Here is a 19,672-nt window from a genome sequence, read left to right as displayed (position 1 = left end):
AACACGTTAATCATGATTATCGCTTTTATCTTCTTAGGCTTAATATTTATTTTTGGAATAGCCTTATACAACTCGCTGATTGGAAAGAAAAATCAGGTGGCAAACGCTTTCTCGAGCATTGATGTGATGCTAAAGAAACGTTTTGACCTGCTACCTAATTTGATTGAAACCGTTAAACAATATATGCAGCATGAATCCGCTACGCTATCCAAGATTGTTGAGCTGAGGAGTCAGGCATCCGCAGGCAATTTGACTACCCAGGAAAAACTTGAATTAGACAAACAGGTAAGCTCTAAAGTAAGCAGTCTTATGCTTACGGTCGAGAGCTATCCGGAATTGAAAGCCAATCAAAACTTCATCAACCTTCAAAGTACCTGGACAGAGAGTGAGGAGCAAATCGCTGCAGCAAGGAGATCCTACAATTCTTCGGTAACAGCGTACAACGACGCGATCATGATGTTTCCTGGTAGTGTAGTTGCTGGTATTTTAAACTACCAGCCTGTAGCTGTACTCTCTAACACTGAAGAAGAACGTAAGAATGTAAGCGCTAAAGATCTTTTCAATAGCTAATGGAAGAAGCAGTCTTGAACGCCTCGCTTCAAAACACCCTGGCAGCCTTAGAAATTGTACGTAAGGAAGTTTCGAGTCAAAGAATCAAGTGTTATGCTTTAATCTTAGGCGGCATTGGCATGGTTGGGTTGGGATACCTTTTGGAAGCCCTTTTGATCTACTTCGGCGTTGCTGGAGGAATATTGTTTATTACAGGAATGTACTTCCTGAGTAAGGCCACGGACATATTTGATGAATACCGACACCAGTTTAAACACCAGGTAATTGCTGCAGCGCTCAAGTCCATTGATAATAGCATGGAGTTGCAATATGATACTGGACTTTCTGAAAGTAGTTTTATCAATTCTCAGCTCTTTACACAAGAGCCTGACCGGTATAAAAGCCAGGACCAGGTTGAGGGAACCGCTGGCAAAACACGATTTTCCTTCTCTGAAGTACATGCGGAATACAAAACCGTTACGCAGACGAAGAATGGAAGACAAGAGCATTGGCATACTATTCTAAAGGGATTTGTTTTCCGTGCGGACTTTAACAAGCATTTTAACGGAGTGACGGTGGTCCGCCCGAAAGATATGGGCTCAGCTATCGGCGCGTGGTTCTCAGAAAAGTTGCCAATATTTTCTAACGCTAACAGCGAGGTGGTTAAGCTCGAAGACCCGGATTTCTGCGAGGCATTCGTAACCTACTCAACAGACCAGATAGAAGCGAGATACATCCTCACTCCGAGTATGATGGAACGCCTTTGCCAACTCAATAACAAAACTAAAGATACGATTTCAGTATCCTTTACAAACTCATACGTCAATATAGCTTTCCCTCTCTCCAAAGACTACTTTGAACCGCCTGTATTTAAAAGTTTACTGGACGGCAAATTTCTACAAGAAGATTTGGAGGTCATCCGTTTCATGTACGGCATCATAGCAGAGCTTGATCTCAACACAAGAATCTGGACCAAACAGTAAATAAAAAAGTCCCTTTCGGGACTTCAAATAACTATTTCGATAAATACATCGACTTGTCTTTGTACAATTTCCTAAAGTATGGATCTTCCAGATCTTTAATGAACCTGATTGACTCTCCTGTAGATTTCATTTCAGGGCCTAACTCTTTGGTCACTTCCGGGAACTTATCAAAAGAGAATACTGGTTCTTTAATTGCATAACCTTCCAGCTTTCTGACGATATTGAAATCTTTAAGCTTGTTTACGCCTAACATTACTTTAGCAGCAATATTAATGTAAGGAACATCATATGCTTTGGCGATGAAAGGAACCGTTCTGGAAGCCCTTGGATTAGCCTCAATCACATACACCTTTCCGTCTTTAACAGCAAATTGAATATTCAGTAATCCAATTACATTCAAGGCCCTTGCTATCTTTTTAGAATACGCTTCCATATCAGCGATCACCTGATCAGATAAACTAAATGGAGGCAATACTGCAAATGAATCGCCTGAGTGAATCCCAGCCGGCTCAATATGTTCCATTAAACCAACGATATGCACATCTTCACCATCACAAATAGAATCAGACTCAGTCTCTTCTGCGCGGTCTAAGAAATGATCAATTAAAACCCTGTTTCCAGGAAGATCCCCTAACAATTTGACAACTGCTTTCTCCAGGTCCTCATCATTAATTACAATACTCATTCCTTGTCCGCCAAGTACATAACTCGGTCTGACAAGCACGGGATAGCCAACTTCTTTAGCGACAATAATCGCCTCTTCTGCGTTTTCTGCTACACCGTATTTTGGATATGGAATATCAAGTTCCTTCAACAGATCAGAGAAGCGACCTCTGTCTTCAGCAACATCCATATCGTTATACGACGTACCGATGATCTTGATTCCTCTTTCATGGAGCTTTTCAGCCATCTTCAAAGCAGTCTGACCGCCAAGTTGTACAATAACTCCAATAGGGTTTTCAAGCTCTATAATCTCTCTAACATGTTCCCAGAAAACCGGCTCGAAATATAACTTATCTGCCATGTTAAAATCTGTAGAAACAGTCTCTGGATTACAATTTATCATAATTGCCTCAAAACCAGTTTCCTTGGCAGCTAATAATCCGTGAACACAAGAGTAATCAAATTCAATACCCTGACCAATACGATTAGGGCCAGAGCCTAAAACGATTATTTTCTTGTTATCCGTAGGAATGGACTCATTCTCTTCTTCAAAGGTTGAATAGTAATATGGCGTCTTTGCTGCAAACTCTGCCGCACAAGTGTCTACCATTTTATAAACTCTGCTAATTCCCAACGCTTTTCTGCGATCGTAAACCTCATCTTCCGTTACATTACCTAAAATGTAAGCAATCTGGATATCTGAATACCCTTTTTGTTTAAGGGTAAAGAAGAAGTCCTTTGGAACATTATTTAATGAATAGCGTTTAAGCTCAGTTTCCAATCCTACAAGCTCTTGAATTTGCGCCAAGAACCATTTATCTATACGGGTTACCTTACGAATCGACTCTAAAGGAACACCCATGCTCATAGCATCTTTAATTAAGAACAAACGATTCCAACTTGCATGCTCCAGGCCGTACATAATTTCATCAATGCTCCTGTTGTGTTTTCCATCAGCACCAAGGCCAGCTCTGCCAATCTCTAAACTCTGACAAGCTTTCTGTAGCGCTTCAATAAAACTACGCCCAATTGCCATTACCTCACCTACAGATTTCATCTGCAAACCAAGTTCCATGTTGGCGCCTTTAAATTTATCAAAGTTCCATCTAGGCACCTTTACAATCACATAATCAATTGTAGGCTCGAAATAGGCAGAAGTTGTTTTGGTGATCTGATTTTCTATCTCATCCAGGTTATAACCGATGGCTAGCTTAGAAGCTATTTTCGCAATTGGATATCCTGTAGCTTTACTTGCAAGCGCTGATGAACGGGAAACACGGGGGTTAATTTCAATGGCGATGATCTCATCGTTATCCGGGTTAACGGAGAACTGAACATTACAACCGCCGGCGAAGTTACCAATAGCACGCATCATTTTAATCGCCTGGTTGCGCATATCCTGATAGCAACGATCAGACAGTGTCATTGCAGGAGCAACTGTTATCGAATCTCCTGTATGGATACCCATTGGGTCAAAGTTTTCAATAGAGCAAATGATGATAACGTTATCATTGCTGTCTCTTAACAACTCCAGTTCGTATTCTTTCCAGCCTAAAACCGCTTGCTCAACCAATACCTCGTGGGTTGGTGAAGCTTCTAACCCGCGTTTCAGGGCATGATCAAACTCTTCTTTCTTATGTACAAATCCACCTCCTGAACCACCAAGGGTGTAAGATGGACGGATGACTAATGGGTATCCGATCTCTTGTGCTGCTTCTTTACCTTCAAGGAATGAATTAGCAATCCTGGAGTTGGCTACACCAACACCTATGTCAATCATTAACTGACGAAATGCTTCCCTGTTTTCTGTCTTCTCAATAGCAGCTACATCAACGCCAATCACTCTCACTCCATACTTTTCCCAAACACCGCGTTCTTCTGCCTCTTTACAAAGATTTAAAGCAGTCTGACCACCCATAGTGGGTAAAACAGCATCGATCTTTCTTTCAATTAAGATCTGCTCAATCGAGTCTACAGTAAGTGGTCTTAGATAAACATGATCTGCTATGACCTTGTCAGTCATGATGGTAGCAGGATTGGAATTTATAATGGATACTTCAATTCCTTCATCCTTTAACGATAATGCGGCTTGCGATCCAGCATAATCAAATTCACAAGCCTGACCAATAATGATGGGTCCGGATCCGATAATTAATACTGAGCGTATGGAGGTGTCTTTTGGCATATAATAATCTATTTAAAAACAGAATTGCCTGTGAGAATGTACTGATCTTCTGGTACCGATCACCGACCCTTCTGTCGGGACGCAAAGTTACGCTTTTGAACATTACAAATCAGGTATATTTTAAAAAACTAAGAAAGGCGCTTAGATTAATGGTAGAACTTTTAAACCTGGACCTAAACTTAATTGCTTCCCGCTATTGGAACAAGATTTGTATTACTGCTCCTATGAGAAAAGTAGTTCCATTGTTAATCGCATTCACCATCGCCATCACAGGCTGCGCAACCGTTCAGTCCATCATAAAATCAACGCTTCCCTATACGGCAACACTGGTTATTCCTGCCTCTGGCAAAGCAAATACAACCACCTCTGCAAAATCATCAGCAACCAGCATTGACCAGGTATTCGGAAACCAAAACGGCACCAGCTACATTAAGGATGTTCGCATTGCTTCTGCAAAGCTGACTGCCTACAACCCTACCAGCGCTAGTCTGGGAATGTTTAAATCCGTAAACCTTTATATATCGAGCGGTAGCAGTGGAGAAATCCTGGTAGCATCAAGAACTGATGTCCAGGCAAATATAGGCTCAGACCTCGTTTTAGATATAGACAATTCACGTTTCCTTGACAACTATATACAAGGCGGCAGCATTAGCGTAAGGCTTGAATATGTGCTAAGAAATAATGCCACTACAGATGTTAGTGTTAAAACTTCGCTTAGTTTTACCTCAGTGCCTAAAAAATAGAGGTACAAAACCAGTGTGATGAAAGGCCAGCTATTGCGAATAGGTTCTTGTTGATTACATTTGAGATATGGTTCAAAGCATAAATGAAAGCTTTCAGCAATTCTTTATTCAAACTGGATTGCTCGAATGGTTTGGCGTTTTTACAGGAATATTGTGTGTCTGGCTTGCAGCAAAGAATAACATTTACAACTGGCCAATTGCTATAGTAAGTGTGGTCATCTACATCTTTATCTTTTTGGAGTCGAAACTTTATGCAGACATGGGACTACAGGTTTACTTTCTTGCAATGAACTTTTACGGGTGGTACTTTTGGAGTAAAAACAAAAACAACCAGCAAGCAGAAAGACCGGTGAGCATGATCAAAAAAAAGGAGATTGTACTCTCCATAGTTGGCATCATCGTTTTCACTGCTGCTCTCGGATTTTTGTTGCATAAAAACACAGATGCCTCCTTTCCTTTTGTCGACAGCTTTTGTACCGCCTGTAGCCTGATCGCACAGATCTTTTTAGCCCGGAAGGTCTTGCAGAACTGGCTGATCTGGATATTTGTTGACATCATTTATGTGGGTGTCTATGTGTCAAAAGATTTATATGCAACAGCCTTTATGTACGCGCTTTATGTCTATATAGCGAGTGTTGGCTACCTTGATTGGAGAAGAACTTATCGTGAGCAAGCAAATTAAAAAGATAGCTATTGTAGGTCCGGAGAGTACCGGAAAATCTACCATTACCCAGCAACTTGCCAGGCATTACCATACGCTTTGGGTTCCGGAATATGCCAGATATTATTGTGCTGCATTAAAAGAACCCTGCACCCTCCAAGATGAAGTAAACATGTTTCATGGCCAACTTGCTCTGGAAGATTCCATTCTTGCAATCGCTGATCAGGACCTGATCTTTTGCGACACGACCTTCATCACGGTGAAAATATGGAGTGATGAGGTTTTTGGCGAAACACCTAAAATGGTCCTGCAGGCACTCCCGCAATATAAATATGACCTTTATCTTTTGATGGATATTGATCTCCCCTGGCAAGAAGATCCTTTAAGAGAATTTCCGCACAAGCGGGAACACTTCATGCAAATCTGGCATCAGGAATTGAAAGCACTAAATGCAAATTATACTGTTATTGGCGGAATTGACGACCGCCTCTCCAATGCAATTAAGGCAGTAGATAGTTTTAAATAAAATTATCTACATTTGCTGCATCAAAAAGGGGGTGCCTTGTTTTGTAAAAAACACGAAAACAGGCTGAGAACATACCCATTATATTCGAAAGGATATAGAAACCTGATCCGGATAATGCCGGCGTAGGGACAAGGTTATGGAGTTTAACTGGGCTGTAAGTGCCCCTTACTTACAGTGGTTTTACTTAACAAAAAACAATGAAAAAATTGATGATCACAGTTTTCGCTGTGTTTATGCTACCGCTGGTTACACTAGCTCAATTCTCCGTGTCGGGTAAGGTTTCCGATCAATCTTCAACAGCGCTCCCGGGTGCAACAGTTAAGCTTAACGGCAAATCGACAATTACCAACACGGATGGAACCTACAGGTTTACCGATGTAAAAGCCGGCAACTACGCTTTAACATTTAGCTTTGTTGGCTATAAAAGTATTCAAAGGTCCTTTAACCTTACAACTGATCAAACATTCGATGCACAACTCTTACCTTCTACCTTCCTGGCTGATGAAGTAATCGTTAGAGCTACAAGAGCAGGCGAAAAGTCAGCTACTACATTCAAGAACATTGGCAAGGCTGAGATTGAACAAAACAACTTTGGACAAGATCTGCCATTTATCCTTAACAATACACCGGGTGTTGTAGTTACTTCAGATGCAGGTGCGGGCGTGGGCTACACTGGAATCAGAATCAGAGGAAGTGATGCAAGCAGGTTAAACGTTACGATTAACGGCATCCCATATAACGACAGCGAAAGTCAGGGTACCTTTTGGGTGAATATGCCCGACTTTGCTTCTTCGGTAGATAATATTCAGATCCAACGTGGAGTAGGTACATCGACTAATGGCGCAGGTGCCTTTGGCGGTAGCTTGAACATACAAACCGCTGCACCGGCTGAAAATGCCTACGCAGAATTGAACAATACTTTCGGCTCTTTCAATACCTTGAAAAATACGGTTAAAGTTGGAACAGGCCGGATCAATGACAGGTGGAGCTTCGATGGCCGCTTATCCAGGGTGAAGTCTGACGGATTCATTGATCGCGCTGCTTCTGATCTTCAGTCCTACTTTTTGTCCGGAGCTTACCACGGCAAAAGTGACCTGTTCAGAGTAAACATCTTTGCAGGTACTGAAAAGACATATCAGGCGTGGAACGGTGTTCCAGAGTCCAGGCTGAATGGAGATCCTGCCGAAATGCAAGCTTATATTGACCGCAACTATTTAGGAGAGGCTGATGCGCAACACTTGTTAACTTCGAACAGCAGAACCTACAATTCCTTCACATACAAAGACCAGAATGACAACTACAAGCAAGCGCATTATCAGGCGATCTACGCAAAGCAGCTAACCGAGCAATTCTCTTTCAATGCAGCGCTGCATTATACAGATGGTGAAGGGTATTTTGAAGAGTATAAAGCTCAGGACAGGTTAAGTAAATATGGCTTACCCAATGTTGTACTAGGTGGAGAGACAGTAAGTCGTTCGAACCTGGTGCGCAGACGCTGGTTGGACAATGACTTCTACGGCGCAACATTTGCCTTGAACTATAATCCGGATCAAGACTTAAACTTTACATTAGGCGGAGCTTACAACGAGTACAGAGGAAAGCATTTCGGACAGATTACCTGGGCAGAGTATGCGTCAGCGGGAGACAACTTCCGCCATTACTATGATGGAAAAGGAAATAAAGACGACTTCAACATTTACGGTAAAGTGAATTACAGTCCTTTTGAAAAACTAAACCTTTTTGGAGACCTTCAGTATAGAAGCGTAAATTATGACATCACTGGAACTGACAAGAACCTAAAAGCACTGGATTTCAACAATAAATATGATTTCTTCAACCCTAAAGTTGGTGCAACCTACACGCTTAATGAACAAAGTAATATTTATACTTCCTTCAGCGTGGCAAATAAAGAACCCAACAGAGATGACTTTACCAATATCAAAACGGGTTTGCTTCCTAAATCTGAAAGGCTAAATAACGTCGAACTGGGTTACCGTTTTAGCAATAGCAGCTTTAGTCTTGGTGCAAATGCCTATGGAATGTTCTATAAAGATCAATTGATATTTACTGGCGAGATCAACGAGTTTGCGGATGCGTACCGTCAAAATGTGGACAAGAGTTACCGCGCCGGACTGGAGCTCGATGCCTCCTATATCATCAGTACTAAGTTCGCTGTTAATGCGAATGCGGCATTCAGCAAAAACAAGATCAAAGATTACGTAGACTATGTCTCTGAATATGATGACAATGGTGATGTAATAAGCCTGATCACTACAAACTATGCGAATCCCGATATCTCCTTCTCTCCAGCGTCTGTGTTATTCGGTGAACTGGTCTACAAGCCAGCTGCAGGCTTTGCCGTTGCCTTCCAGAGCAAATATGTGAGCAAACAATACATGGACAATACACAGAATAGCAGCAGACAACTAGATGCCTATTGGGTGAACAACGCCAGACTGGGGTACGATTTCGCTTTAAAAGGTTTGAGAAACGTCAATCTCGGCTTATTGGTAAACAACCTGTTCGACTTACAATACGAAAGCAACGGATACACCTACAGCTCCGCCTACGCGGGAACTGTAACGGCAGAAAACTTTTATTTTCCACAGGCAGGCACAAATTTCCTACTTTCGCTCAACATCAAATTTTAAATATGAAAAAGTTCATCGAGAAGCTACAGTTTATCACCCATGATATTGAACAACATTCGCACATTGATCAGGCAAGAATCGCTTGTGAAGCTGGAGCCAAATGGATTCAATACAGGTGCCTAACCAAATCTGATGATGAGCTGCTAAAAGATATCAATGTGATTGCTGAACTCTGTGACGACTGGGGAGCTACCCTGATCGTCACAGATCACATTCACTTAAATGGCAAAGCAGATATCCAGGGCTTTCATATCGAAGATATGGATGCTGATTTCCAAAAACTAAGAGATGAACTTGGAGAAGCAACAACGATCGGTGGATCTTCAAATACCATTGAAGGATTAATTAGACTTGCCTTAGAGGGTGCAGACTACGCGGGTTTCGGCCCCTTTAAAGTAACCACAACCAAACCTAACAACGCGCCGTTATTGGGTGTTACTGGTTATGAAAACGCAGTAACTATTTTGAAACAGAGGAACATTCAGCTACCTGTTCTTGCTGTAGGCGGTGTCACTCTAAATGATATTGATGACCTCATGGCAACGGGCATTTTTGGAATTGCAGCATCTTCTGCAATCAATCAAGCAGAAAACATGAGAGCCGCTTACCTTGATTTCTATGACAAAGTAATATTTTAGTGTAACTAGCCTAGTCTTTTCCTGATAACTTACCTTTGCCCAAATTTTACCGCATTGGACAACAAAGATACCCTCGAAAAGCCAGATCCTTACGCTGCACTCCGCTACCCTGAGTTCAGATCTTATCTGGGCATGCGTTTTTTCTTCACTTTTGCCTATCAAATGCAGGCTGTAATCATCGGTTTTCATATTTACCATTTAACAAAAGACCCGCTTGCCCTGGGTTTTGTAGGTCTTTGCGAGGCGATTCCGGCGATAAGCGTGGCGCTATATGGCGGATACGTAGCTGACAAATCTGAGAAACGCGGCTTATTATTGAAAATCTTTTCGGGTGTGTTCCTTTGCTCTCTGGTGATGCTTATTGTCACAACCAAGCAGATGCATGCTTATGTTCCAACCAGCTACATCATTCCAATCATGTACCTGATGGTGTTTGGAATAGGCATTGCAAGAGGATTTTTTAGTCCGGCAACTTTCTCTTTGATGGCTCAAATCATACCGAAAAAACTCTATCCAAATTCCAGCACATGGAACAGTTCAAGCTGGCAATTGGCATCCATAACGGGCCCCCTTGTAGGTGGCTTAACCTATGCATTCTTTGGCATAACTGTCACTTATATCATCATCATTACCTTTATATTCATCGCCTTAGTATGCATTTTCTTTTTGAAAGCGCATGAACCAACGTTCATCCCAAAACAAAGCATTGCAACGAGCTTAACAGAAGGTCTAAAGTTTGTGTTCAAAAGCAAAATGATGCTTGGGGCCATGAGTCTGGATCTTTTCTCGGTATTCTTCGGTGGCGCTGTGGCACTGCTACCTGTATTTGCGAATGATATCTTAAAAGTAGGCTCAGAAGGTCTGGGCTTTATGCGTGCCGCCGCATCAAGTGGTGCTGTGATTACCATGATGGTCATGACCCGTTTTTCGCCAATGAACAAGCCCTGGAGGAATCTGATTATTGCAGTAGTAGGTTTTGGAACCAGTATCATCTGCTATGGATTGTCCAAAAGCTTTTACCTCACCTTAGTATTTCTATTCATGGAAGGCGCATTTGATAGCGTTAGTGTGATCATACGTTCTACCATTATGCAATTGCTTACACCGGATGAGATGCGTGGTCGCGTATCTGCTGTGAATAGCATGTTCATCGGCTCTTCAAATGAGATAGGTGCTTTTGAATCCGGACTCACCGCTAAGCTCATGAGAACGGTACCAGCTGTCGTTTTTGGCGGAAGCATGACCATCATTATTGCCGGCATTACCTACTTCAAAACCAAGGAACTTACAAAGCTCAGCTTACAGGAAATTAATGATCAGCAACCTGCTTAAACACTTTCGCGTTCACCAATCTGTTGTCTCCACATGGCATAGTACAACCCGTTTCTGGTCACCAGCTCTTCATGTGAACCTTGCTCAATAACGTTCCCTTTTTCCAATACGTAGATCCTGTCTGCGTGACGGATTGTAGATAACCTGTGCGCAATTAAAATGGTAATGTGATCTGTGAGGTCAGAGACATCTCTTATTGTTGCCGTAATCTCTTCTTCAGTCAATGAATCCAACGAAGAGGTTGCTTCATCAAAAACAAGAATATCTGGATTACGTAGCAAAGCTCTGGCAATGGATAAACGCTGTTTTTCTCCACCAGAAACCTTAACACCACCTTCGCCTATAACTGTATCCAGGCCTTTGTCTGCTCGGGCCAACAGGTTCTGACAAGCCGCTTGATTTAAAACCCTTAAACATTCTTCGTCGGTAGCACCTGGCCTTACAAATTGCAGATTTTCCCGGATTGTTCCTGAAAAAAGCTGTGTATCCTGGGTAACAAAGCCGATCTTTTCTCTTAGTAAGTCAAGGTCGATATCCTTACTGCTCACGCCGTTGTATTTAATATCGCCGGACTTAGCGTTATACAGACCAACAAGCAATTTAACAAGCGTCGTTTTACCAGATCCCGATGGCCCTACAAAAGCTACGGTTTCGCCGACGTTGGTATGGAAACTGATTCCGTTAAGTGCATTAGTTGAGGCCGACTGGTGTTTAAAGCCTACGTGATCAAACTCTAATCTTGTGATTTTATCAACATGAATAGGGTGGTCAGGCTTTTTATCTTTAGGGATAGACATGATCCTTTCGAAGTTATTCAAAGACACCTCTGTCTCTCTATATACATTGATGATGTTACCGAGTTCTTGAAGCGGACCGAAAATAAAGAAGGAATAGATAAATAGAGAGAAGAACTCTCCAACACTGATACGTCCTGAGAAAATCAGGTACATCATTAAAAAGAGTAAACCGTTCCTCAAAAGGTTTACAAAGGTTCCTTGTATAAAGCTGAGGCTTCTTATATACTTCACCTTCTTAAGCTCCAAACCGAGAATCTTTGTAGTCGTTGTATTTAAACGACCAATTTCCTGTTGGGCTAAACCCAAACTTTTTACCAGTTCGATATTTCTTAAAGACTCTGTAGTCGAACCTGCTAGTGCTGTTGTTTCGGCGACAATACTTTTCTGCACCGTCTTTATTCGTTTACTCAGCAAAGAGCTGAGTATTCCAAGTAGCGGAATAAAAGAGAAATATACAACAGCAATTAACCAGTACACTGTAATTGCATACACAGTTACGAATATGATACCGATCAAACTGGTAAATAATACGTTGATCACTGCCTGAACCAACTTCTCTACGTCGGTTCTCACCTTTTGAAGCGTACCTAAAGTTTCTCCACTTCTTTGGTCTTCAAACACCTGATAAGGAAGTTCCAGGGAATGCGCTAAACCATCTGAATAAATCTTTGCACCTAATCGCTGCGTAATTACATTCACATAATAATCCTGAAAAGCTTTAGCGATCCTGGAGACCATAGCCGCACCCATCGCCAACAAAATAAGCACACCTGCTCCTTTTATGAACTCTTGTGTGGTAAAGTTCTTGTAGTTTGTGACATATTTATCGATGATTAAACGGAACACATAGGGATCTAAAAAAGAGAAGATCTGGTTGATAGCAGCAAGAAAAAGCGCCAACAAAATCAGGCTCTTATAATTTTTTAGATAGCTGTAAAGAATTTTCATTGAAATAGTGTTCCGTTATTATGAATCAGGAGATGATTGCTTGTTTGATGGGTCGAAAATAAACAAAGGGAATGACGCATTCGCTTCATTCCCTTTAAATTACTTAAAAATTATAATAACTTAAACTGTCATTACATCTTTTTCCTTTGCTTCGGAGTGTTTATCTACTTTGATAATGTAGGCATCGGTAATCTTTTGAACTTCTCCCTCACCTGTTTTAATCTCGTCATCAGATACACTCTCGCCTTTCAGCTTTTTGATCTTTTCGTTGGCATCCTTACGTATGTTACGAACAGTAATACGGCCTCGCTCTGCTTCTTCCTTTACTTTCTTCACGAGATCTTTTCTTCGCTCTTCTGTCAATGGTGGAACAACCAATCTGATCACGATACCATCGTTTTGCGGATTGATACCAATGTTAGCTTCCATTATTGCACGCTCGATAGGTACCAACAACGCTTTTTCCCAAGGTTGGACGAGAAGTGTACGCGCATCAGGTGTATTGATACTCGCTACCTGACTTAAGGCCGTTGCACTACCGTAATAATCCACCATGATGCCATCAAGCATTCCCGCAGATGCTTTACCTGCCCGGATTTTAGTTAACTCAGATTCGCAATGCGCAATAGCTCTATCCATTGCAGCCTGTGCATCTTCTAATTGTTTCTTTATGAGATCATTCATACTGTATTCTGTAATATTGTGTTATCTAACTAAAGTGCCAATTGCTTCCCCATTAGCGATTTTCATAAAGTTTCCGCTCTTGTTCATATCGAACACTATAATCGGCAACTTGTTCTCTTCGCATAATGTAAATGCCGTCATGTCCATGACGTTCAGGCTTTTTGAGTATACTTCTTTGAAAGAAATCTCTGAATATTTCGTTGCTAATGGATCTTTTTCCGGATCAGCGGTATAAATACCGTCAACACGGGTACCTTTCAAGACTACATCTGCTTTTATTTCAATGGCGCGCAAAGCCGCAGCAGAGTCGGTAGTGAAGTATGGGTTTCCGGTTCCTGCTCCAAAAATCACGATTCGTCCTTTTTCAAGGTGACGAACAGCTCTTCTACGGATAAAAGGTTCACAGATCTGCTCCATCTTGATAGCAGTAAGCAATCTGGTTTTCAATCCAACTTTCTCCAATGCATCCTGCAATGCCATACTGTTGATTACCGTAGCAAGCATCCCCATATAATCGGCCTGGGCACGATCCATTCCAGATTTCTCTGCACTCAGACCTCTGAAAATGTTTCCGCCGCCAATTACTATCGCAATTTCGAGGCCTTTATCATGAACAGCTTTGATGTCTTCTGCGTACTTGCGTACCATCTCATTATCAATTCCGTATTGCTTATCGCCCATAAGCGATTCACCACTTAACTTCAACAGGATCCGTTTATACTTCATGGCCTCAAAAATAGCTATTTGTTTTAATTTTTGATGCTCAAAAGTTCAGCACCAGCTACAAATACTTTCTTCAACCGTAATTCTGCATCTATAAACAATAGGTTTGCCGAGCTACCCACACTTAAATTGCCTATCTGTTTACTCAAACCCATAAGTCTCGCGGGATTCTTCGATGCCATGTTGAAGGCATCTGACAAGGAAATACCGCAATGTGAAACACAGTTTTGAACGGCATTAAGCATCGTGATGTTTGAACCAGAAAGCGTTCCATCTGGTGTTATAAACTTATCTCCGTCCAACTGATGCTGATAAGGTCCGATGTGGCATTCTGTAACAGCATCGGTGATTAAAAACAACCGGTCTCCCATCAGCCTATGGCTAAGCTTTACCATTTCGAAATCAACATGCCTACCATCTGCGATGATACTAGCCATTGCAAAAGGATGATTTAACACCGCTACAGGGAGATTCGGAGCTCGATGGTGAATTGATGGCATGGCATTAAAAAGATGGGTAGTGGTCCTAAAGCCCCTCGAATAGGCGCTGGTCGCTTGTTCGCATGTCGCATCACTATGACCCAGTGACAGTACCACATCCTGTTGCTGCAAAAAATCTAATACGTCGTCGTCTTGCAGTTCTGCGGCGATGGTCATCATCTTAACTACGCCATCAGCATCGCTTAATAACTGCTTTACTTCTTCGAGGCTTGCCTTTTTTATAAAAGCTTCCACATGTGCACCACGCCGCTTGGCATTTAAATAAGGTCCCTCCAAATGAAGACCGAGGAAGCCTTTCGCATGTTGCCTATACGCTTTAGCAGCAGCGACAGCTTGTGCCACGATCTCCGGAGAATTCGTGGCCACACAAGCAAGAAAACCTGTTGTACCTTTACTAAGGAGGTCATCGTCCATTTGAGCCAGGGTCTCTGCAGAAGGAAAGGCAGAGAACAAATTTCCGCCACTTCCATAGATTTGAAGATCAATCAACCCAGGTGTGACATAAGTGCCATTGGCATCGATAATTGTAACACCCTGAGATGGAACAATACTCCCGACACTTACAATGGCGCCCTTTTCAATCAGGATCACATGACCCTCCAGTAAAGCACCGTCAATAAAAATCTTACAATTTACAATCGCGATCATGAAAGTAAATATAACAAAAAAGGTTCCTTACCAATGGCAAGGAACCCCTTATAACAGTACTAAAATCTTAGATTAAGATCCTAATTGTACGCGTTTGAATGAAGTAACTGTTAAACCTTTAGCAGTATCATCCAAGAATTTACGAACATCTTTCGAAGAATCTTTAACGAATTCCTGGTTTAACAAAGTACTGTCTTTGTAGAATTTATTCAATTTACCTGCAGCAATTTTCTCGATCATTGCCTCTGGTTTACCTTCAGCACGGATTTGCTCTTTAGCAATTTCAGTTTCACGCTCAATAGTAGTCGCATCAACACCGTCTTTATCTAAAGCAACTGGGTTCATTGCAGCAATTTGCATTGCAACATCTTTACCTGCTTCATCAACACCAGCAACAGCTTGGTTTAAAGCAACCAATACACCTAAACGGTAGTTACTGTGGATGTAAGGAACAACTTTCTCTCCAGAAACAGTTTCGAATTTAGAGATACCGATTTTCTCACCGATTTTACCAGTGTTCTCAACGATAATCTCAGATACAGTCTGACCATCAATCTCTAAAGCCAAAAGCTCTTCTAAAGAGGCTGGGTTTTTATCGATCGCTAAATCAGTAAATTTGTTAGCCAAAGCAACGAAATCAGCATTTTTTGCAACAAAGTCAGTCTCACAGTTCAACTCAACAACAACACCACGTTTGCCGTCAGCAGTTGCTTTAGCGATAACAACACCTTCGTTAGAATCACGATCCTGACGAGAAGCTGCTACTTTAGCGCCTTTTTTACGTAAATAATCAACGGCTGCTTCAAAGTCTCCGTTTGCTTCCACTAATGCTTTTTTGCAGTCCATCATACCGGCACCGGTTTGTTGGCGTAATTTATTTACATCTGCAGCAGTAATTTGTACTGACATCTTAGTTTTGTTTTTAAGTTATGATTTAAAAATTATGGGTTGTACAGTATTGTTGTAAGTAAACCCTGCAACGCACCATACAACCCAAATTATACTATTTTAAGCTTCTTCGCTAGTACCTTCTTCTGTGGTATCAGCCTCAACTTTTCTTCTTCTTGCACCTGGAGCAGCAGCGTCAGGAGCATCAGCAGCAGCTTTAGCAGCTACAGCTTCTTTTTCAGTTTCTTCGTCTTTCTCACGTTTACGCTCGTCTAAACCTTCTTCAATTGCTTTGATGATCACATCAGTAATTAAAGAGATTGATTTAGTAGCATCATCATTCGCTGGAATTGGGAAGTCGATGTTTGAAGGATCAGAGTTGGTATCAACCATCGCGAAAGTCGGGATGTTCAATTTCAACGCCTCACTAACAGCGATGTGTTCTTTTTTAACGTCAATTAAAAAGATAGCAGCTGGTAAACGGTTAAGATCCGCGATACCACCTAATAAGCTTTCCAATTTGATACGCTCACGTTGGATCATCAAACGTTCCTTTTTAGAAAGGATCGAATAAGTACCGTCTTTAGTCATCTTATCGATGGTAACCATCTTTTTGATTGACTTACGTACAGTAGCAAAGTTAGTTAACATACCACCTAACCAACGTTCAGTTACGAAAGGCATGTTTACTTTTTTAGCTTGCTCAGCAACGATTTCTTTAGCTTGTTTCTTAGTCGCTACAAATAAGATCTTACGACCAGATTTTACGATTTGTTTGATCGCTGAAGCAGCTTCTTCAGTTTTAGTTAAAGTTTTATTTAAATCTATAATGTGGATACCATTGCGCTCCATGAATATGTAAGGCGCCATTTTTGGGTTCCATTTACGGGTAAGGTGACCAAAGTGTACACCTGCATCCAATAAGTCTTGATATGTAGTTCTTGCCATTGTTTTGTCTCCTTAAGATTAACGTTTACTGAATTGGAATTTCTTACGTGCTTTCTTGCGTCCTGGTTTCTTACGCTCAACCATACGCATATCACGGGTCATTAACCCTTTAGCGCGTAATGCTGGTTTTTTCTCAGCATCTAATTCAACAATAGCTTTAGCAATAGCTAAACGAACCGCTTGCGCTTGTCCTGTTATTCCACCACCTGCTACGTTTACTTTAACATCATACTGACCAACCAATTCAGAAACTGTAAATGATTGATTAACGATGTATTGTAATGGTAGAGTAGGGAAATATTCTTTGTGATCTTTACCGTTAACGGTAATGACGCCGCTGCCTTCTTTTAAATAGATACGAGCAACAGCAGTCTTTCTTCTTCCTGAAGTATTAGTAACTGACATTTCTTCTTTAATTAAAGTGTAATGGTTTTGGGTGATTGTGCTGCATGAGGATGTTCTGTACCTGCATAAACATAAAGGTTGGTGTATAATTTAGCACCAAGTTTAGTTTTAGGTAACATACCACGTACCGCTTTCTCGATAACACGTTTTGGATGTTTAGCCATTAACTCTTTAGGAGAAATGAAACGCTGACCACCTGGGTAACCCGTGTAAGAAGTATAGATCTTCTCTGCGAATTTGTTTCCGGTCAACTTAATCTTTTCTGCATTGATAACGATCACATTATCGCCGCAGTCTACGTGTGGGGTGTACTCAGGCTTGTTTTTACCACGGATGATCATTGCGATCTTCGATGACAAGCGCCCCAAAATCTCGCCTTGTGCGTCAACAACAACCCACTGTTTGTTAACAGTTTTTGCATTGGCAGAGACAGTTTTGTAACTTAACGTATTCACTTGCTTGTATTTAATTTGTTAAACAATTATTTATTCCCCATATTTTTAGGGACTGCAAAGATAGTGTAAAATCTGTAATTGTCAAACAGTTGGTGAATTAATCTTACGGATTATTTCATGCTATTCTCACCCTTCATTCAGAAGAACCTTGGCTATGGCTTTGAAGTAACAGAGATCTAAATGGGAGATAACTCACAGTTAACAGGGAGTTGACAGGCAAAACGTCCCTGTTAAGTCCCTGTCACCTCCCTGTTATGTCCCTGTCAACTCCCTGTTAAAAGCGAACACATCTAGGCTTACTCTAAACCAACAGTTAAGTGTGAGATAATTTTTAGGCAATTTAAACAATTAGCACGACATAATGATCAACCAGGTAGTTGGTTCTACTATTAAAAGGCCGGCTTAGAATCGTGTATAGACCGCAACTTGCAAGATATTATTATTAGTATGTCCGCTTAGCCCTTTCACCGCCTGATTCATATATCCGGCTTCAATGTCAATCTTCTTCTGAAGCCTGTAGCCCAAAGCAAGGTAGGCCCTATTTTGATCAAAAAGATTATTATTGATCACGTCTTTGTTCTGAATGTTAAAAAACACTTCATTTTGCACAGCTCCAAAGAATCCTTTTTCAAACACCTTTGCGTCCCTCTTTAACGGAATAAGAAATCTCACAAAATAGCGAAGTCTTTGAGCAAAGACGTCATCTGCAGCGATCTTCTCTATAAAACGCTGCTCCAACCTAAAACGATGGCTCACATTAACACTTTTAATCTTATGGGTGTGAATGAATTGTTCCCAGGCTCGGTTTTCTGTAATAGGCGTCGCTCCTGGAGTATAGGTCTGCGTAAACAAATATCCCAGTGTGAGGTTATTGCTGCTGTTAAAGAAGTACGTTACACCAGGTCTGATTAACAGATTCCGCACACTTTGAAATTCATCTGAAGACCTTACCTGTAAATCGAAATGTGCTCCCCATTTATCATTGAACTTTGTACTATTCATCAAAAAAAGCCAGCCCGTATTCTGATGAACAGTCTGTGATTTTAAGGTGCTATTACAAACGAATAGTATAAAGAGAATTGCTAAAATTTTGCTCATAGAAGTTTATTAATTGGTCACTCTGCTTTTGCGAATCACTAGAATAAAATGCGTGAAGATACTAATAATGAAGCAAGAGGTGACGCCGATATAAAACCAGCTATTCCCAAAATAATGGTGGTTAATGGATGATAAGGTAATGTGACTGACCCAAAGCGTCATAAATCCAGCGAAGAAAATGTTAGTCGCTCCTATAACAAAATGAATGCTTTTGAAAGGCTCTTCCTTTTCCAGGTGCTTCAATACCACTGCATTGAAAATAATGACTACCAATATTCCAACCATCGCGAAAGAGGTGCTGTTTAGCAGAAACAGGACGAAGTAACCAATTGCAAAAGCAATATTTAGGTAGGACAATTTCTTTACCATTCCATTAAATATAGTCATAAACAAACTATTCATTGCCTATCTTGTTTTACTTACATAAATAGAAATCCCATGACAAAAGAAACGAAATTAATTGCAGGAATATTAGCGGGAGCGGCACTAGGTGTTGCCATAGCAGTAATTTTATCTTCAGATAAAGAAGGAGATTTAAAAGAAAAGGTTACAGATTGGTTTAGCGTTTTGTTAGATTCTTCTAAAGAAACGTTATCAGATGTATCTGATAAAGTCAAAGATTCGATTTCAGGCTTAAAAGCATAAGT

The 19,672-nt window shown here is 41.1% G+C and carries 20 protein-coding genes; 9 read left to right on the top strand and 11 right to left on the bottom strand.

The annotated features are described in order from the left end of the window. Positions 1-12: 12 nt before the first annotated feature. Together WKF66_RS02660 and WKF66_RS02655 are read left to right on the top strand one after the other, a co-directional pair. Complete coding sequence (locus WKF66_RS02660) at positions 13-570, top strand: LemA family protein (RefSeq protein WP_489672856.1); 558 nt, start codon at positions 13-15, stop codon at positions 568-570. Beyond that, positions 570-1,532, top strand: a complete 963-nt coding sequence (locus WKF66_RS02655) for a DUF3137 domain-containing protein (protein WP_489672855.1) — start codon at positions 570-572, stop codon at positions 1,530-1,532. The genes WKF66_RS02660 and WKF66_RS02655 overlap by 1 nt, the downstream gene beginning before the upstream one ends. 31 nt (positions 1,533-1,563) lie before the next feature. Here the strand turns inward: WKF66_RS02655 and carB are convergent, their stop codons facing one another. Next, positions 1,564-4,380 carry a carbamoyl-phosphate synthase large subunit gene (carB, locus tag WKF66_RS02650; protein WP_489672854.1) on the bottom strand — a complete coding sequence of 939 codons (2,817 nt, stop codon included), beginning with the start codon at positions 4,378-4,380 and terminating at the stop codon, positions 1,564-1,566. A 149-nt stretch (positions 4,381-4,529) separates the two neighbouring features. Here carB and WKF66_RS02645 point away from each other — a divergent pair, with 149 nt between their 5' ends. From WKF66_RS02645 to WKF66_RS02620, 6 genes are all read left to right on the top strand, one after another. Next, the gene (locus WKF66_RS02645; RefSeq protein ID WP_489672853.1) at positions 4,530-5,123 is read left to right on the top strand and encodes a hypothetical protein; all 594 of its coding nucleotides are present in this window, start codon (positions 4,530-4,532) and stop codon (positions 5,121-5,123) included. A gap of 67 nt (positions 5,124-5,190) precedes the next feature. Continuing rightward, positions 5,191-5,805, top strand: a complete 615-nt coding sequence (pnuC, locus tag WKF66_RS02640) for a nicotinamide riboside transporter PnuC (RefSeq protein ID WP_489672852.1) — start codon at positions 5,191-5,193, stop codon at positions 5,803-5,805. Further along, the gene (locus WKF66_RS02635) at positions 5,789-6,310 is read left to right on the top strand and encodes an AAA family ATPase (RefSeq protein ID WP_489672851.1); all 522 of its coding nucleotides are present in this window, start codon (positions 5,789-5,791) and stop codon (positions 6,308-6,310) included. Before pnuC ends, WKF66_RS02635 begins: the two co-directional genes overlap by 17 nt. A gap of 197 nt (positions 6,311-6,507) precedes the next feature. Further along, complete coding sequence (locus tag WKF66_RS02630; RefSeq protein WP_489672850.1) at positions 6,508-8,961, top strand: TonB-dependent receptor; 2,454 nt, start codon at positions 6,508-6,510, stop codon at positions 8,959-8,961. A gap of 2 nt (positions 8,962-8,963) precedes the next feature. Further along, positions 8,964-9,599, top strand: a complete 636-nt coding sequence (locus WKF66_RS02625; RefSeq protein ID WP_489672849.1) for a thiamine phosphate synthase — start codon at positions 8,964-8,966, stop codon at positions 9,597-9,599. A 54-nt stretch (positions 9,600-9,653) separates the two neighbouring features. Then, complete coding sequence (locus WKF66_RS02620; protein ID WP_489672848.1) at positions 9,654-10,931, top strand: MFS transporter; 1,278 nt, start codon at positions 9,654-9,656, stop codon at positions 10,929-10,931. Here the strand turns inward: WKF66_RS02620 and WKF66_RS02615 are convergent. The 10 genes from WKF66_RS02615 to WKF66_RS02570 all read right to left on the bottom strand — a co-directional run bounded on the left by WKF66_RS02615 (position 10,928) and on the right by WKF66_RS02570 (position 19,427). Next, on the bottom strand, positions 10,928-12,676 hold the full coding sequence (locus WKF66_RS02615; protein ID WP_489672847.1) for an ABC transporter ATP-binding protein: 1,749 nt from the start codon (positions 12,674-12,676) through the stop codon (positions 10,928-10,930). The genes WKF66_RS02620 and WKF66_RS02615 overlap by 4 nt on opposite strands. 120 nt (positions 12,677-12,796) lie before the next feature. Continuing rightward, on the bottom strand, positions 12,797-13,360 hold the full coding sequence (gene frr / locus WKF66_RS02610) for a ribosome recycling factor (protein WP_489672846.1): 564 nt from the start codon (positions 13,358-13,360) through the stop codon (positions 12,797-12,799). Between the two features lie 21 nt (positions 13,361-13,381). Beyond that, positions 13,382-14,086 (bottom strand): UMP kinase, encoded by a 705-nt coding sequence (pyrH, locus tag WKF66_RS02605; RefSeq protein ID WP_489672845.1) that lies wholly within the window; start codon positions 14,084-14,086, stop codon positions 13,382-13,384. A 23-nt stretch (positions 14,087-14,109) separates the two neighbouring features. Further along, a complete protein-coding gene (gene nagA, locus WKF66_RS02600; protein WP_489672844.1) occupies positions 14,110-15,231 on the bottom strand; it encodes an N-acetylglucosamine-6-phosphate deacetylase in 1,122 nt (373 codons plus the stop codon). Positions 15,232-15,303: 72 nt separating this feature from the next. Beyond that, complete coding sequence (tsf, locus tag WKF66_RS02595) at positions 15,304-16,140, bottom strand: translation elongation factor Ts (protein ID WP_489672843.1); 837 nt, start codon at positions 16,138-16,140, stop codon at positions 15,304-15,306. A gap of 99 nt (positions 16,141-16,239) precedes the next feature. Beyond that, positions 16,240-17,067: a 30S ribosomal protein S2 gene (rpsB, locus tag WKF66_RS02590; RefSeq protein ID WP_489672842.1), complete on the bottom strand. Its 828-nt coding sequence runs from the start codon at positions 17,065-17,067 to the stop codon at positions 16,240-16,242. 18 nt (positions 17,068-17,085) lie between these two features. Next, complete coding sequence (rpsI, locus tag WKF66_RS02585; RefSeq protein WP_489672841.1) at positions 17,086-17,472, bottom strand: 30S ribosomal protein S9; 387 nt, start codon at positions 17,470-17,472, stop codon at positions 17,086-17,088. 11 nt (positions 17,473-17,483) lie between these two features. After that, positions 17,484-17,927, bottom strand: coding sequence for a 50S ribosomal protein L13 (gene rplM, locus WKF66_RS02580; RefSeq protein ID WP_489672840.1), 444 nt, complete (start codon positions 17,925-17,927; stop codon positions 17,484-17,486). 402 nt (positions 17,928-18,329) lie between these two features. Next, on the bottom strand, positions 18,330-19,025 hold the full coding sequence (locus tag WKF66_RS02575) for a DUF2490 domain-containing protein (RefSeq protein ID WP_489672839.1): 696 nt from the start codon (positions 19,023-19,025) through the stop codon (positions 18,330-18,332). Positions 19,026-19,034: 9 nt separating this feature from the next. After that, positions 19,035-19,427 (bottom strand): hypothetical protein, encoded by a 393-nt coding sequence (locus WKF66_RS02570; RefSeq protein ID WP_489672838.1) that lies wholly within the window; start codon positions 19,425-19,427, stop codon positions 19,035-19,037. Positions 19,428-19,463: 36 nt separating this feature from the next. Between WKF66_RS02570 and WKF66_RS02565 the strand changes: the two genes are divergently transcribed. Beyond that, positions 19,464-19,670: a YtxH domain-containing protein gene (locus WKF66_RS02565; protein ID WP_489672837.1), complete on the top strand. Its 207-nt coding sequence runs from the start codon at positions 19,464-19,466 to the stop codon at positions 19,668-19,670. Positions 19,671-19,672: the final 2 nt, after the last annotated feature.

The sequence above is a fragment of the Pedobacter sp. genome (genome assembly GCF_037719805.1).
Lineage (GTDB): Bacteria > Bacteroidota > Bacteroidia > Sphingobacteriales > Sphingobacteriaceae > Pedobacter.
Note: the sequence above shows the minus strand (reverse complement) of the source record. Positions and strands in the feature narration are given on the sequence as shown.